This window comes from Leptospira adleri, assembly GCF_002811985.1.
GTDB lineage: Bacteria > Spirochaetota > Leptospiria > Leptospirales > Leptospiraceae > Leptospira > Leptospira adleri.
The window spans coordinates 19,154-34,922 of record NZ_NPDU01000025.1 but is presented as its reverse complement, the minus strand read 5'-3'; the positions used below and the strand labels follow the sequence as shown (position 1 = coordinate 34,922).

The 15,769-nt window shown below is 39.0% G+C and carries 15 protein-coding genes and 1 pseudogene; 15 read left to right on the top strand and 1 reads right to left on the bottom strand.

The genetic code is table 11. From position 1 onward, the window contains the following. Positions 1 to 27: 27 nt before the first annotated feature. The 14 genes and pseudogenes from CH376_RS11275 to CH376_RS24585 all read left to right on the top strand — a co-directional run. Positions 28 to 2,118: an aminotransferase class III-fold pyridoxal phosphate-dependent enzyme gene (locus CH376_RS11275; protein WP_100785469.1), complete on the top strand. Its 2,091-nt coding sequence runs from the start codon at positions 28 to 30 to the stop codon at positions 2,116 to 2,118. A gap of 18 nt (positions 2,119 to 2,136) precedes the next feature. Beyond that, positions 2,137 to 3,072: a class I SAM-dependent methyltransferase gene (locus CH376_RS11270; protein ID WP_100785468.1), complete on the top strand. Its 936-nt coding sequence runs from the start codon at positions 2,137 to 2,139 to the stop codon at positions 3,070 to 3,072. 28 nt (positions 3,073 to 3,100) lie between these two features. Then, positions 3,101 to 3,592, top strand: coding sequence for a GNAT family N-acetyltransferase (locus CH376_RS11265; protein ID WP_100788096.1), 492 nt, complete (start codon positions 3,101 to 3,103; stop codon positions 3,590 to 3,592). Positions 3,593 to 3,639: 47 nt separating this feature from the next. After that, entirely contained in the window at positions 3,640 to 4,335 is a 696-nt protein-coding gene (locus CH376_RS11260; protein WP_100788095.1) for a PIG-L deacetylase family protein, read from the top strand. Between the two features lie 12 nt (positions 4,336 to 4,347). Further along, complete coding sequence (locus CH376_RS11255) at positions 4,348 to 5,352, top strand: N-acetylneuraminate synthase family protein (RefSeq protein ID WP_100788094.1); 1,005 nt, start codon at positions 4,348 to 4,350, stop codon at positions 5,350 to 5,352. A 34-nt stretch (positions 5,353 to 5,386) separates the two neighbouring features. After that, positions 5,387 to 6,481, top strand: coding sequence for a pyridoxal phosphate-dependent aminotransferase (locus CH376_RS11250; RefSeq protein WP_100788093.1), 1,095 nt, complete (start codon positions 5,387 to 5,389; stop codon positions 6,479 to 6,481). Then, positions 6,478 to 7,665 (top strand): ATP-grasp domain-containing protein, encoded by a 1,188-nt coding sequence (locus CH376_RS11245; protein WP_100788092.1) that lies wholly within the window; start codon positions 6,478 to 6,480, stop codon positions 7,663 to 7,665. The genes CH376_RS11250 and CH376_RS11245 overlap by 4 nt, the downstream gene beginning before the upstream one ends. 11 nt (positions 7,666 to 7,676) lie before the next feature. Then, positions 7,677 to 8,378, top strand: coding sequence for an RraA family protein (locus CH376_RS11240; protein WP_100788091.1), 702 nt, complete (start codon positions 7,677 to 7,679; stop codon positions 8,376 to 8,378). An 11-nt stretch (positions 8,379 to 8,389) separates the two neighbouring features. After that, entirely contained in the window at positions 8,390 to 9,049 is a 660-nt protein-coding gene (locus CH376_RS11235; protein ID WP_100788090.1) for an SAM-dependent methyltransferase, read from the top strand. A gap of 92 nt (positions 9,050 to 9,141) precedes the next feature. After that, positions 9,142 to 9,858 carry an amidohydrolase family protein gene (locus tag CH376_RS11230; RefSeq protein WP_243398258.1) on the top strand — a complete coding sequence of 239 codons (717 nt, stop codon included), beginning with the start codon at positions 9,142 to 9,144 and terminating at the stop codon, positions 9,856 to 9,858. 638 nt (positions 9,859 to 10,496) lie between these two features. After that, complete coding sequence (locus CH376_RS24425) at positions 10,497 to 10,829, top strand: hypothetical protein (RefSeq protein ID WP_207769137.1); 333 nt, start codon at positions 10,497 to 10,499, stop codon at positions 10,827 to 10,829. Positions 10,830 to 10,845: 16 nt separating this feature from the next. Beyond that, the gene (locus tag CH376_RS11220; RefSeq protein WP_165783623.1) at positions 10,846 to 12,603 is read left to right on the top strand and encodes an LIC12162 family transferase; all 1,758 of its coding nucleotides are present in this window, start codon (positions 10,846 to 10,848) and stop codon (positions 12,601 to 12,603) included. Between the two features lie 303 nt (positions 12,604 to 12,906). Further along, positions 12,907 to 13,446: a class I SAM-dependent methyltransferase gene (locus CH376_RS11215; RefSeq protein WP_100788086.1), complete on the top strand. Its 540-nt coding sequence runs from the start codon at positions 12,907 to 12,909 to the stop codon at positions 13,444 to 13,446. 13 nt (positions 13,447 to 13,459) lie between these two features. Next, positions 13,460 to 13,810: pseudogene (locus CH376_RS24585) on the top strand (glycosyltransferase family 2 protein); the annotation flags it as partial. A 323-nt stretch (positions 13,811 to 14,133) separates the two neighbouring features. On the opposite strand, the gene CH376_RS24580 reads toward CH376_RS24585, so the two are convergent. Then, the gene (locus CH376_RS24580) at positions 14,134 to 14,298 is read right to left on the bottom strand and encodes a hypothetical protein (RefSeq protein WP_243398263.1); all 165 of its coding nucleotides are present in this window, start codon (positions 14,296 to 14,298) and stop codon (positions 14,134 to 14,136) included. 219 nt (positions 14,299 to 14,517) lie between these two features. Between CH376_RS24580 and CH376_RS11205 the strand changes: the two genes are divergently transcribed. After that, positions 14,518 to 15,759 (top strand): class I SAM-dependent methyltransferase, encoded by a 1,242-nt coding sequence (locus CH376_RS11205; RefSeq protein WP_100788084.1) that lies wholly within the window; start codon positions 14,518 to 14,520, stop codon positions 15,757 to 15,759. Positions 15,760 to 15,769 lie beyond the last annotated feature (10 nt).

Sequence of the window (15,769 nt, the reverse complement as noted above, 5' to 3'; positions counted from 1 at the left end):
TATAATATACCTTTCTCTAAAATTTATATGAATAAGATTCGAATTTTGGGCGTTTTACAAGCGCGAACTTCTTCCACGCGTCTTCCGAATAAGGTGCTTAAGAAAATTTTGGGCAAACCGATGCTCGAGCTACAGTTAGAGAGGGAAGCTCGGAGCAAAAAGATCGAAAAACTGATCGTCGCCACCAGTGAAGATCCCTCCGACGACGAACTGGCATCTCTTTGCTTAAAGCTGAATGTTCCATGCTTTCGCGGTAGCTTGAACGATGTTTTAGATCGATTTTACAATGCAGCAAAGGATTTTAAGCCGGATTGGATTGTTAGATTGACCGGAGACTGCCCGTTAGTCGATCCCGATCTCTTAGATAAGATTATTGAATTCACAATATCAAGTGGTTTCGATTACGGAACAAACGCTCTTGAGCCGACCTTTCCGGATGGACTTGACGTAGAAGTTTTTAAATTTTCGGCTTTAGAGGACGCCTGGAAGAACGCGACATTACCTTCCCAAAGGGAACACGTAACGCCGTTTATCAACAGGCAATCGGATAAATTTAAGATCGGACACTATCGTTGTGAAACTAATTTATCGAATTTGCGATGGACCGTAGACGAACCGGAAGATTTTGAATTGGTTGAGAATCTTTACAATCAACTCTATCCGCAAAATCCGGAATTTGCGACAAAAGATATTCTTGATTATTTAGAATCGAATCCCAAATGGAAAACGCATAACTTGAAGCATGAACGGAATGAAGGATATAGGAAATCTTTAATGGAAGATAAAAGACAGAACTTTCGCAATAAAATAAAAAAGTCTTTGGAAACTCAGGAGTTAGCGCGCAAAAGAATTCCGGGAATGGTTCAGCTTCTTTCTAAAAGGCCGGATTTATATTCCTACGGTGTTTGGCCCGGATATTACAAAAGGGCGAAGGGAGTCGAAATTTGGGATTTAGACGATAACCGATACATTGATATGAGCATCGGTGGGATCGGTGCGAATGTATTAGGATATGCGGATCCTGACGTTGACGCGGCGGTCTTGGAAGCAATTCAGAAAGGAAGTAGCTCCTCTCTCAACTGCGAGGAAGAATTACTATTAGCGGATCTTCTGTGTGAGATCCATCCATGGGCTGAAAAAGTTAGATTTGGAAAATCAGGAGGCGAGTCGATGGCGATCGCCGTTCGAATCGCAAGAGCTTATACAAAAAAAGACAAGATCGCTTTTTGCGGTTATCATGGATGGCATGATTGGTATTTGGCTGCAAACCTCGGTACTGAAAACGCGTTAGGAGAGCATTTGATATCCGGGCTTCTGCCGAATGGAGTTCCTCGATCCTTAAAGGGAACTTCTTTTCCCTTTAGATACAACCAACTTTCCGATTTAGAAGCGATAGTCGCTAAAGAAGGAAAAGATCTTGCGGCAATCGTAATGGAACCTATCAGAGGAACTCCTCCGACAAAAGAATTCATTGATGGGATTCACGAGATTTCGAAGAAAACGGGAGCTGTTTTGATTATCGATGAAATTTCCTCCGGATTTCGGATAAATTCCGGAGGAGCTCATCTTGTATTAGGGATCAATCCGGATATCGCCGTGTTTTCGAAATCATTGGGCAATGGATATCCTATTGCTGCCATTATCGGCAAAGGTGATATTATGGAATCCGCGCAGACAACATTTATTTCCAGTACTTTTTGGACTGAAAGAATCGGACCAACCGCAGCGATTTCGATGATCAATAAGCACAGAAGCCGGAACGTCGGGTTACATTTGAAACACATCGGAGATAGCGTTCAGAATGGATGGAAAGAACTATTAAAAAAACATAATATCCCCGGTGGGGCGGGAGGATTAACCCCAATCGGATATCTTACTTTTGACCATCCGGACGCCCTCGTATGGAAGGCTTATTACATTCAAGAAATGATCTCAAAAGGTTTTTTGGCTACCACAGGATTTTATTCGATGTATGCTCACACGGACGATCACGTGAAGGCTTATTTGGCCGCTGCGGACGGAGTGCTGAAAGACCTTGCATATCTAATTGAACAAAATACTGTTCGAGAAAATTTAATTGGAAAGCCGGCAGTTAGTAGCTTTGCAAGAATAAACTAACTTGGAAGCAATCTCGTTATGAAATTAGAAAAAGAATCAAAAAATTGTCCGGCCTGTTTGAGTTCTGACATTCAATTCAGTTATTTTGTTTCGACGGAGGGATTTTTAAGCCTCCCGGGATTCAATCATTCCCGATGTAATCTCTGCAATTCGGTTTTTATGAATCCGCGACCAACGGAAGAGTCTTTGGCGACCTTCTACAAATCGACTGAAATGGAAGAGACCGTAGAAGCCGAAATTGCTAGGAATTCTGCAGAGCGGATATTGAATGAGGATAAAAGATCATACTTTTTAAAAAATAGAATCAATCCTCTTAAAAAGTTTTTAACACCTAAGGCGAAGATATTCGATGTTGGATGTGGCGTCGGGGCTTTTGTTCGAGCTATGAAAGACGAGGGATATTCCGCTCGAGGCTGTGATTTATCTAACGTATCTTTAAAAGTAGGAAAGTCTCTTTTGGGTTTGGACGGCTCCGATATATTCTCTGGAGATTACGATGCCATTCCGGAAGATAATTATGATTTAATTACCTTGTGGACCGTCGTAGAACATTTGCTTGATCCGGAAAAGACGCTGTCGTTTATCAAAAGTCGACTCGGCTCCGGTTATCTGCTGCTCGAATTTCCAGCCGCTGATAGCTTAATGATGGAACTTTACGGAAAGAATTATTTTTGGGTAATGCCTCCGTATCATATCAATTTATTTACTCTCTCCGGGCTTAGAACGTTGCTTTCAAGAGTCGGTTTCGAAATTCTTTATGTTCACGGAATGCCATCCAACTGGAATTTTTTCGAATCGATCGCCAAGGCTGCATCGATGTCGAGCGAGTTGAAAGAGACGATTAAAAAACAATGTCCGGAATTTGTTTTTGAAATCGATCGGAACATGGATAATTATGCGACGGTTCTTGGAAAAGAATCGGTGAAATACGTAGTCTGCAAAATTCGAAATTGAATTACACCCTTCTTCCGCGAAACTACGAATGCGAGAGAAAATATCAAATCATAAAAACTCGACGACTCGATTGCGTACGGTTACCTCTAAGGATGAAAGTTTGCTTTTACGATGGGCAAATGATCCCTCCGTCAGGCAGATGGCTTTCAATTCGACAGAAATATCGGTAGAAGATCATAAGAATTGGTTTAATTCTAAGTTAAATGATCTCAAGAGTAGTATATACATATTGGAAGACTTCGATACTCCTGTGGGACAAATTCGTTTTGATTTTAATGAAGAAGATCAATACTTTTATATAGACTATTCAATCGATCAGGATTCTCGGGGAAAAGGTTACGGGAACTTTATCCTAAGCGAAGGAATGGAATTACATCGTAAGAAGAATATAGAAGGAAAAAATTACAAAGCCTTAGTCAAAGAAAGTAATCAATCTTCTATTCGATGTTTTATAAAATGTGGTTTTCGACAAATTTCGAAATCAACCGGGCACATCGTTTTTGTAAAAGACGGAGTGTAAATCTCTTAAGGACAAAATTCTGTATTTCTCTTAGTAACGAATGACTTATGAAAAAAACAATTCTAACAATTGCCGCTCATCCCGACGATGAGATCTTAGGGTGCGGCGCGACTATGGCGCGATTGGCCGCGGAAGGTTGTGAAGTTCACATCCTTATTTTGGCGGAAGGACTTACTAGTCGACAGGATACTCGCGATAGAAAATCGAACCTCAAGGAACTGAGTGAGCTTGCTCAAACCGCCGTTTTAGCCGGTAAAGAAGTAGGAGCCAAAACGGTTGAAGTTCTTGATTTTCCGGATAATCGAATGGACTCGATCGATCGATTGGATATTATAAAAGTGATCGAGAAGAAAATCGATGAAATCAAACCTCGGGTCATTTTTACCCATAATAAAAATGATCTGAACATCGATCATAGAGTTGTCTGCGATTCAGTGATTACCGCTTGCAGACCCTTACCGGATCAAACAGTGAAGGAAATATATTTTTTCGAAGTTCCTTCAAGCACGGAATGGCAAATCGGAAGTAGTTCGGACTTATTCTTACCAAATTATTTCGTGGCTATCGAGGACAAATATCTACAAAAAAAAATGGACGCTCTAAAAATCTACGACTCCGAAATGAGAGCCTTTCCGCATTCAAGATCTCTTGAAGCCGTTAAAGCGCTTGCAACTTGGAGAGGAGCGTCCGTAGGTCATAACGCCGCCGAGGCATTTTCGGTTGGAAGAATTTTCGTTTCATAAATAAGGAAAACAATGAAAGAGATTACAATTGGAGATCGTAAGATTGGCGGCGATAAAACTTTCATTATCGCCGAAGTCGGTTCGAATCACTGTCAGGATATTAATCTTGCATTTGAAACTATCGATGCCTCGGTCTTGGCGGGTGCGGATGCGGTTAAATTTCAATCGTTAAACGTAGATCAGCTTTATTCGAACCCGTCTCAAGAAATCGTTGATTTACATAAAAAAATCGATTTTCCGGAAGAATGGCATCTGATTTTAAAACAGTACTGTGAAAAAAAAGGAATCCTATTTTTCTCCTCTCCAACCTATTTATCCGTTGTGGATCTTATGGAAGAAATCGAAGTTTCTTTGTATAAGCTAGCTTCCGCGCAAGTCGGTACGTTCCCGCAAATTATCGAAAGAGTTGCCAAGACTGGAAAACCGGTGATTCTCTCGACCGGCTTAGTCGATTACGGACAAATCCAAAAGGTCGTGCAAATTTTTAAGAATGTAGGAAATGAAAAATATATTATTCTTCATTGTAACAGTTTGTATCCTGCGCCTTATGATAAAGTCAACTTAAGGCTTATGAACGTTTATTCCGAAATGTTCGATTGTATCTCCGGATTCTCAGATCATACTTTAGGAAATCATATCTGCGTTGCCGCAGTCGCTCTGGGGGCTAAGGTTATCGAAAAGCATATAACTTTAAAAAGAGATTTGCCTAGCCCAGACGCACCTCTTGCGATCGAGCCTCATGAATTCTCCGATTTAGTGAAATCAATTCGCGAGGTGGAAGAATCTTTGAAGTTCTCACCGAGACTTGCTTTAGAGGAAGATGAACAAAAATTCAAGAATCGGATCCTCTACAAACCCTTTTTAAAAGCCGCGAAAAGCAAGGGGACGTCAGTCGGGTTTAAGGATTTCGAATTCAAAAGAACGCCTTCCGGCAAAATGGACGCAAATCAATTATTTACGGAAACTTTACCTATCATTTTGGAACGAGATTTCAAAGATGGCGAAATTTTCCAGTAGAGAACAAAAATACTCTTCATAACAAAGATCTTATATGAAACCATCCGTATCGATTGAACTTGATAAAAAAGCAAAACTACTCCGTAAATCAGGTAAGGATATAATTTCCTTAGGTATCGGCGATCCTCATTTCCCGCCTCCAAAACCGATTTTAGAATCTCTGCATCATTTGCCTGAACAGCATTCCCACTATTCGGATTCTTTCGGTCTTGAAACGTTGAGAACCAAGATTGCAGCAAGTTATGATGGTTTTACTAAGGATAATATTTTAATAACCCCTGGAGTTAAGCAGGGCTTATACTATTTGTTATCAATATTGAAGCCGAAGAAACTTTGTATCCTGGAACCAGCTTGGCTTGGTTACGCCGGCTTAGCCGATTATTTGAAAGTTCCTTTTTTCGCGGTGAATCTGCATAAAAGCGATTGGATAGAAAATCTTGAGAAGGAGAATTTCGATTGTTTGATTCTTTGTTCTCCTAATAATCCGGACGGTAGAATTTTCTCGGAAGAGGAAATTCTGAAATTGATCCGTATTGCAGAGTTGAAAAAAGCCTCGTTGATCGTAGACGAGATCTATTTACATTTTTCATATACGACCTCTATTGGTTTTTCAAGATTTGCAAAGAGAAAGGATTCAAAGATTTTCATTTTGAACGGATTCTCAAAAAGCTACGCTGTGACAGGTTATCGAGTGGGTTACATTTTGAGCGCCGATACGGATATGCTTAGACTTGCCGAATTATCGCAGCAGAATCTTGCGACCTGCACTTCCACACTTTCTCAATATGCGCTCCTGAATTTCGATCAGTGCAGTGATTCTATTCTTTATTATTTCAAATACTACCGCGAAAACCGCGATCTGGTAGCCACTGAATTGAAGTTGATTGAAGCCGATTTGCCGAATGGCGGCTTTTATTATTTTTTAGATTTGAGTAAATGGGGAATAAACGATTCTGATAAATTCTGTTCGGATGTTTTAGATAATTTTGGATTAGTTTTAATTCCCGGATCCAGTTACGGTTCTGGTTTTGATTCCTATGTGCGATTGTCTTTTTGTATCGATAGAAAAATTTTGATTGAGGGATTATCCAGATTAAAAAAGGCCCTGATGATTGGTGACGTTAAATGAGAAAAAAAATACTCGTAATTAATATCGGATGGGAGCAGGAGCCTCTACTGGAAAGGCTTCAGAAATTGGATTTTGAAATTTATGCGGTTCATTCCGAAAAAATGGATTATCCTTTTATCAAAGACATGGAGATTTGCGATTTTCGCGACATCAATCGAATCTTAAAATTCGCGAAGTCGGTAAAACCTGACGCTGTAATTTCCGATGAGTGTGATTATTCCCATTTTGCGCAAGCGATCGTATCGGAGGCGCTTGGACTTCCGGGGCCAACCCTCAGGCAGGCTCAGATTTCTTCAAACAAACTAACTCAGCGCACTCAAGCAAAATCTAGCGGAGTAAGAATACCTAAATTTGCAAGCGCATCGACTTACGAGGAAATCGAAGCGGTTGTTTCCGAGATTGGTTTTCCCTTAATTATTAAGCCCGTTGATAATAGAGGTTCAATCGGAGTAAATAAGGTCGCGGACATTTCGACTTTAAGGGATGCTTTCTACAATAGCCTAGGTGAAAGTCATTCAAGAGTCGTCATTGTGGAGCAATTTATCGAAGGCTTTGAGATCACAATCGACGGTTATTGTATAAATGGAATTCCTACCTCAGTTGCATTGGCAAAGAAGACTCATTTAAGCGATGAGGTTCGAGTAGCAATGGAGATAGAATACCCCGGAAAAATAAACGAACAGCTCTACATCAAAGCGATGAAAAATAACGAAGCGACCATCAAAGCCTTAGGTTATACTTTCGGAATGACGCACGCGGAATATATAGTTGATTCGAATGAGAATATATTCTTAGTGGAAGCGGCAAATCGAGGCGGCGGAGTTTATACGTCTGAGTTAATCGTTCCGAATGTTTCCGGTATCGATTTGATAAGTTTATATATTAATGACACAATGGGATTTGATTTGGATAAGAATTTTAAACCGACAATAGAAAGAAATCCGACTATCCTTAAATTTTTTTCCTTTCCACCGGGAAAACTCTCTAAAGTCGACGTGCCGGATTCGGTTTTAGCTGAGGACTCGATTCTAAAATTGAAAATTCTCGTCTCTCAGGAAAAAACGATTACTGATATTACTTCCGACGCTAATCGTCATGGATTTGTGATTTTGACCGCAAAAGAAGATTTGAGCGCTAAGGCCGAGGCCGTTGTAAAAAGAATAAATTTAACTTATCTGTCTTAAAGAGGTGGAAATTGGACGACATCAAAAAGAAAATAATTTCTTTAATAGAGAAAAACAAAATATCAACTGTCGAAGTTTCGGATGCCCTTGGTAAGAGAGGAGTTTTACCAGGATTCAAACCCTTAACCAAAGGACGGCATATCGTCGGCGAAGTCGCTTATGTTTTTACTTATCACGAATCAAATTGGCCGTTGCATAAGCAAGTTGAAACTATCGAAGAATGCAAAGTCGTTTTTGTTGACGCCTTTGATTGTGGAGAAAAGGCATTGTTTGGAGATATAGTGGCAAAATATATAAGCCTATATAAATCTTCCAAAGCCATCATTGCGAATGGACTGGTTCGGGATGCACACACTTTGTTAAAGGAGAATTATCCGATATGGTCTCTAGGAACGACTCCGCTTGGATGTGATAACAAAGATGTGAAAGCTGACGCTGCCGTTCTAAGTGCGGCAGAAAAAAGAGCGAAACAATTGAATCAAAGTCTTTTAATCGCCGATGATTCCGGAGTTGCAATTATTGAAAAAGATGAAATAAACGAAATCACTATCAAAAAATTAGAATTTATAGAACTACAAGAAGATATATGGTATTATTGTATAGATACGCTCAAATGGTCGACTTATAAGACGATTTGTGAAAAAGCTTATCTGAAAGCTCCGAATGTTCTCCCTGACGTTTTGAGGGCAAAGCTCGCTGAGTTTGATTTATAAAAGGTAAGTGAATGAGCAATTGGTCCGAAGTAACTAAAAACGCTATTGTGCGATACAACAATCGCTACGATAAATTAGGAAAAGACGTGAAGTCACTAGGTTGGGGGAGCGTCGAACAGCAGAAATATCGATTTGAGCAAGTGCTGACGGCGGCTGATTTTCTAAATAAGAACGTTTTAGATATAGGATGCGGTTTCTCCGATTTTTTGACGTACGCCAACGAAAAAAAATCCGGTCTCGCAAGATACATCGGATGGGACGTAAACGAAAAATTTCTAAACGAGAATAGATCGTTGGAAAGCGATATCGTTCATTTTGCAAGTCGAGACATCGCAAATTTAACGGAACTAGAAATAACGCAGCAATTAAATGAAAATCATCAAATATCGCTGATGTTAGGATTGTTAAATTTTAAATTAGGAAACGGAGAGAAAAACTACGAGTATTCTTTTGATCTCATTAAAAACGCTTATGAGATTACGACAGAAGTGTTAATTGTAGATTTTTTAAGTTCGAAACTGACTCCAGAGTATCCGAAAGAAGATGTTGTTTTTTATCATGATCCTTCGAAAGTTCTGGATTTTGTATTGAAGATATCGCCTAACGTAGTTCTGAAACACAATTATGCGCCGATTCCTCAAAAGGAATTTATGGTTTTCATTTACAAATGAAGATATTTGATTTCAATATTCATCTTCCTTTTATAGAAGACTCTGATGTTAACGTCGTTATCAAACAAGATCTCAATCTTTCCTCGAAAGACTTGAGCATCGGCCTAAAAAAATATAATGAAACGATCCAAAAAACGGAAGGAATTAACGTTCTGCTCTTTAATCCCAACCTTCACTTGGAGGACATAGCTGGTTTTAAAAAAGAAATTCAAAGCGTTTGTCCGAAATATGCTCTAACCTCTCTCGTCGATTTTAGAAGACCCGATATCGAGAATTATTTGGAAAAACTGATCGCTTCCGGTAGTAGGGCGATCATGTTTAATTCTTACCTGCAAGAAATTTCAGAGTCTGACTTTAGCTCCGTGCTTAAGGTATGTCAGATTGCTCAGAAAAATAATCTTGTTGTTTGCCTGGATGGCAGTTACGGAACCGCTAAGATGTTTGATTTCGATAATTTGAAGTTGGCTTGCTTTGTGGCGGATAAAATTCGCAAAACGCCGATCGTACTCGTTCATAGTGGCGGCAAAAGAATCTTGGAAGCCGCTCTTCTGGCATTATCCAATCCGAATGTTTGGCTAGATACATCATTCTCGCTTCCTTATTACATCGGATCTTCCGTTGAGTTGGATTTTGCCTTTGCTTATAAGAAGATTGGTTGTGATAGAATTGTTTTCGGGAGCGATAATCCCTATTGCCTTTTCGATGAAGCTCTGGAGGTCCATCTTGCATTTTTTGAAAAGTATAAGTTTTCCCAAACACAAATAGAAAACGTCATGTACAATAATTCAATAAATCTATTTGCTCTTTGATGAAAGTGCTTATCTTAACCGAGGCCGGATCTGGAATCGGACTCGGGCATATAACAAGGATGACCGCCCTAAGTTCTTACTTTAAAAGTCAGGAAAATCCGGTTGATATTTTGCTCTCTTTAAAGGGGAGTCCGAATTTTGCTTCTGATCAACATAAGATTTTCGACTGGCTCAATGAATCGCGGTGGTACACCGAACTTCAAAGATATGATTTCATTATCATGGATTCATATCTGGCAGGTTCCGAATTGATAAAACGCATCAATGATCATTCGAATAAATTAGTCGTAATCGATGATTTTAACAGAATAGAATACAGCGCCGATTTGCTGATAAACCCGAATGTTTTTTTTTCAAAGATTGATTATCAAAATCAAAAGTGCAAAACGATAGGAGGAAGCGACTTTGTGATTCTTCGAGAATCTTTTAGAGACCGTAAGAAGATAGAAAAGACGAAGGAGAAAAAAATTCTAATTTCAATCGGCGGCTCAGATTATAGAAGATTGTTGCCTAAACTTGCTAGTCTTTCGCTCAAATTCGAAGACGTCACCATAGTTTGTCCGGAATCAGATTTGTTAACCGACTTGACGGTTCGTTTTCCAAACGTCCGTCTTCTCGGACATTTAAATGAAGCAAGAATGGTGTCGGAAATTTCTTCCGCACGGATTGTGATTTCAGGTTGCGGACAATCGTTGAATGAACTTTATAACTTACAAAAGAATACGATTGGGATCTGTATAGACCACGACCAAATTTTAAATCAAGAATATTATTACGAAATAGGTTTCTTGCGATCGAAATTGTCTTGGGATTCATCGAACCTTTTAGAGGAAATTGAAGAAATGATTTCGAATTTATTTTTGGATCCATTTGAGATTCCATTTCCTAATAATTTCAACCCGACGCAAAATCTTCAAAACTATATCCGTTCACTCGAAGCGCTACGCGATTCTTCTAATAACTTGAATTGAGCAAGCAGTCGCAAAATTGGGATTTCATCTAATAACAACTTCCGATCAAAGGACTTGGAGATCGGGTCTGCCCATCGTATTTTTGGGGGAATGGTGCAAGCCATACCATCTTCAACATTCTTGGTCGAAGCTGGACCATATCGTCGCAAAGCCCTATGGGTTGGGTGAGAAAAAGTATCTAGACTATGAGTTTTCGAAAACGATCCAAAATAGATTGCTCGAAGTCTTAAAAGTAAAGTTAAACTCAATCCACAATGTAAATTACGATATCCGATCGTGGAAAATCATCTTAGGTCATTGGCTTAACCGATATACGGACGTGCTCATTAATCGATATAACACTTTGAGGGAATGCTTAAACGACCACGAAATAGAATCGACAACTCTGTTTAAAAACGACAAATATTTTCTGGCATCAAAAGATTCACTCTCCTTTATTTGGTCTTGTAACGACCCGGTCTGGAATAATGTTCTTTTCGGAAAATTATTGTCGTTCATTTCGGATCAAAATATAAAGGAACTCGAATGTTCTTTTGAGATACCTGAAAAAAAAGGCGAAGAAGTTAAAGAAACGTATAAAGCGAAGATAAGGAAAACAATAATGGGAATTTACGAAAGGCTTTCGAGCATATTTGTAAGAGAGAGTGATTTCCTATTAATTAGCAGCTATTTTCCTGTATTCATTGAGTTTATACTTCAATTAAAGCTGTTTCAGTTTCCGAAAATTTGGAGAACTTCCTCAACAAAAATCGAGGCGGAATATGACTCTGCACTTCGCAAAAATCTCACGAATGAAATTGCAAAAACCGAATTCGAAGGAGTTCCGCTTTATTTTTTATCGCTACTCTTCGAGATGATGCCTATTTGTTTTTTGGAAGGGTTTAAAGAAGTTACGCGCCAGGCCGACTTGTTGCCATGGCCATCCAAACCGAGATTTGTTTTTACAAGTAACTGCTTCGATACGGATGAGATTTTTAAACGGTGGATATCAGAAAAAATTCATACTGGCTCGAAATATTACGTCGGTCAACACGGTAACAACTATGGCACTTACCGGTTCAATAATCCGACTGTGGAAGAAGATACTGCAGACAAATTTATTGCGTGGGGAAATTGGGCGAAAGAATATTCTGTGCATCGAACCGGGTTTGTATTTAAGAGTCTAAGGGCAAAACGTATGGAACATGATCCTTCGGGTGACTTGCTCTTGATCGAACTTTCACTACCGCACTTGATCCGCACTTGGGATGTTTACGCGGAACACCACGAATACTTTGAAGAACAGAAACGTTTTGTTTCTTTGTTGAAACCTTCTATAAAAAAAGACCTTGTCATTCGATTGCATAGAGAATTTATTCAAAGGGATTGGTCTGAAGATATAAGATGGAAAGATTTTAATCCCGATCTGAAAATCGATCTCGGTATTACGCACAATATAAATTTACTTCGTAAGTCCAGATTAGCCGTTCATAGTTACGATTCGACTGGAATATTAGAGACGCTTTCTCTGAATTTTCCCACATTAGCCTTTTGGGCAAATGAGTTTGACCATCTTAGAGAAAGTGCGATCCCCTATTATCGAATGTTAGAGGAAGTCGGAATTTTGCATCTTTCTCCTGAATCTTGCGCTAGGCATATAAATTCGATATGGCAGGATGTGGGGAATTGGTGGTTGAGTGAGAAAGTTCAAGGGGCGAGGCGTGAATTTTGCCTTCAATTTGCTTTAATGACCGAGCGCCCGGTCGCGTTATTGACGGAAATATTTGAATCTTGATTTTTTTTAATTTTCCACATGTTAGAGAATTTGCAATTGAGTCCGTGATAATCTTTGTTTAACGTAAGGTTTTTTAATTCTCGATCGACTTTCGTTCCACTAAGCCGATTCCCTCTTAAACAAACTTTTTTCCACCCAACTGGTTTTTACCTTTGTAAAAAGTAGGAATGAAGGTTTGGATTCAATTTAAAGAATGGTAACGAGACCTTAAGAAAAAAATATTGTTTTTATCTATGATTCCTAACATTCCGAGTAGAGAACGTTCTTGAATCTATCTTAAAGAAATGTCTAAAAAGGTGTTGTATGAATAAAGAATATGCCATATTGGATGTTGGCTGCGGAAATAAAAAAAGAGCCGGTGCCATTGGGATCGATTTTAACAGTCGGACCCAAGCGGACGTTATCCATGATTTGAATTCTTTCCCGTATCCTTTTGAAGATTCTTATTTTAATGAGATTTATATCGATAACTGTTTAGAACACCTTGACGACGTAATGAAAGTCATGGAAGAAATATATCGAATCTGTAAACCGGGTGGCTCTGTTAAAGTAATAGTTCCTTATTTTAGATCGTTATGGGCCTTTACGGATCCGACTCATAAGCATTTTTTCGGAGTCAATTCTTTTACGTATTTTGATCCGGATCATATGATATTTAAAAGATACGCCTATACAAAAGTGACATTTAAAACTGAAAGGATCGTTTTTAACGAAACGCTTAGTGACGGCTGGATTAAAAGGATGTTCGTCTTCGTCGCTAATCGTTATCCATTTCGATATGAAAATTATTTAAGCCATTTATACCCTCTGGATGATATTACTTTTTATTTAAGGAAAATATAATATTCTCCTTCCAATGAAGATTTCCGTTTGTATTCCTACTTATAACCGCGCGAGTCATTTGTCCAATTGCCTAAATTCTATTTTTATTAACGGAAATAGGGAAGAGATCGATTTTGAAGTCTGTATATCCGATAACCATTCGGATGATCAAACTGAAAGTGTGGTCGAGAATTTCAAAAAAAAACTTCCGATTCGATACCGAAAGAATGAATTCAACGTCGGAGTGGCCAGGAATGTACTAAAGGTGGTCGATATGGCGGAAGGAGAATTCGTTTGGCTTATTGGAGACGATGATCTTTTGCTTCCGAATGCGCTTAAAAGCCTCTCAGATTTGATTACCAATCATTCGAAAGTCGATTATTTCTATATAAACTCGTTTCATTTGACGACTGAGGTTGTATTCTCTTATCCACAACCCTTCGATACGGCTCATTTACCGGAACACATGGAATCGTTTTCTTCCTGGAAGAAGGATGGCGAACTGAAGTTTATCGAATTAGTAGATCCTAAATATTCTTTCGATTTTTTAGGAGGAATGTTTTTGTCGGTATTTAGGCGGGAAAAATGGGTGGAAAATTGCCACATTGTAAACGCTCCCCATCTTGAAGACGAGAGAAGATTCTCTTTCTTTGATAATACTTTTGTTCATGTTAAGATATTTGCTCGGGCATTTTCTCATTCTTTGGCTTACTTCCATTCTTCCCCTTTGAGCGTATGTTTGACCGGCGCACGGGAATGGGTGCCAATGTATCCTCTGGTTCGAAGCGTAAGATTGATCGAAGGATTGAATGAATATAGAAAGAATGGTCTTTCTTTATTAAAGTATTTAAAATGTAGAAACTTCGCCCTCAAATTTTTTATTCCGGATATGATGTTCATGATTTTGCATAGGAAAGTATCTGGGATAAATTATATAAATCCGATTGGAGTTGTTCTAAGTAATTGTCTTTTTCCGAATTTTTATTTGTCTTTTTTTTATTTTTTTATTAGAAAATTAAGCGATCGTTTTAGCTCAAGATAGTCGCTCAATCCGTATAACAAAAATCGTAGTTGTAAAAAGGAAGTTTGTAAATGAATAACGAAGTTATCGAAATCCACTCATGTGAAGTTTGCTCTAACGATAAGCTAGTTTCCGTTCTTGACCTAGGCCTTCATCCCATGTGCGATGATTTGGTTCCTGTTGGCGATACCAGAAAGTGCAAAGAATATCCGATCGAAATTTTATTCTGCGAGGTTTGTTTGACGGCACACCAGCGTTTTCAGGTTCCGAAGCACGATTTATTTCCGAAGTCATATCATTATAGATCTCGTTTTACTTTGGATGTCTTAAAAGGTATGGAAGGTCTTGTCGAGTCTTGTCAGAAAAAATTCGGTAGTTTAACCGGAAAAACCGTTTTAGACATAGGTTGTAATGACGGCAGTCTGTTGGATTTTTTTCGCAACAAAGGAGCGACCACCATCGGAATTGAACCAACAGAGGCTTGCGCTGATGCGAAAGAAAAAGGACACGCAACGTTCAATGATTTTTTATCGGAGCCGTTGGCTGAAACGATAATTAAGCTTCATGGAAAACCGGATTTCATCACATTCACAAACGTATTTGCCCATATTGAGAATCTCAGGGAAGTTATCGCTGCGCTAAAAAAATTAGCCTCGTCGAACACTGTGATCGTCATAGAGAATCATTATTTAGGATCTGTGTTAGATGGGAATCAGTTTGACACTTTCTACCACGAGCATCCTCGGACTTACAGTTATACTTCCTTTACATATATGGCGAAGTCTTTGGGCGGGTCGTTGTTAGGCGTCGAGTTTCCATCTAGATACGGAGGGAATATTCGAGTATTTATCGGATTTTCTTATAACGCAGATCAAATAGACTCGTCGCTCGATCGCGAGAAGTTAGCGAGTCGCGAAAGAGATTTTATGAACAATTTCAAATTACTTAGAGAGAAAATTAATCTTTGGCTTAAGTCAAAGAAAGAAATGATTAACTCGATGTTTAAGAAGTATGGTAAATTGAGAGCAAAAGCGTTTCCTGGACGCGCTGCGATCCTAGTAAAACTTCTAGGCTTAGATGAGAATATTATCTCAGCCGTGTATGAAAAGCCGGGTTCGCTAAAGATTGGTCATTTCTTACCCGGAACGCGGATACCGATTCATTCAGACGATGAATTATTTTCATTTTCGGACAAAGCACTGCCAATTTTAAACTTGGCTTGGCATATTCCGACGGAAATACGCACTTACTTAACGCAGAACGGCTATACGGGCGAGATTATCGATATACTAGACGAAAAGGATTTTATATAACTTCAGTAAT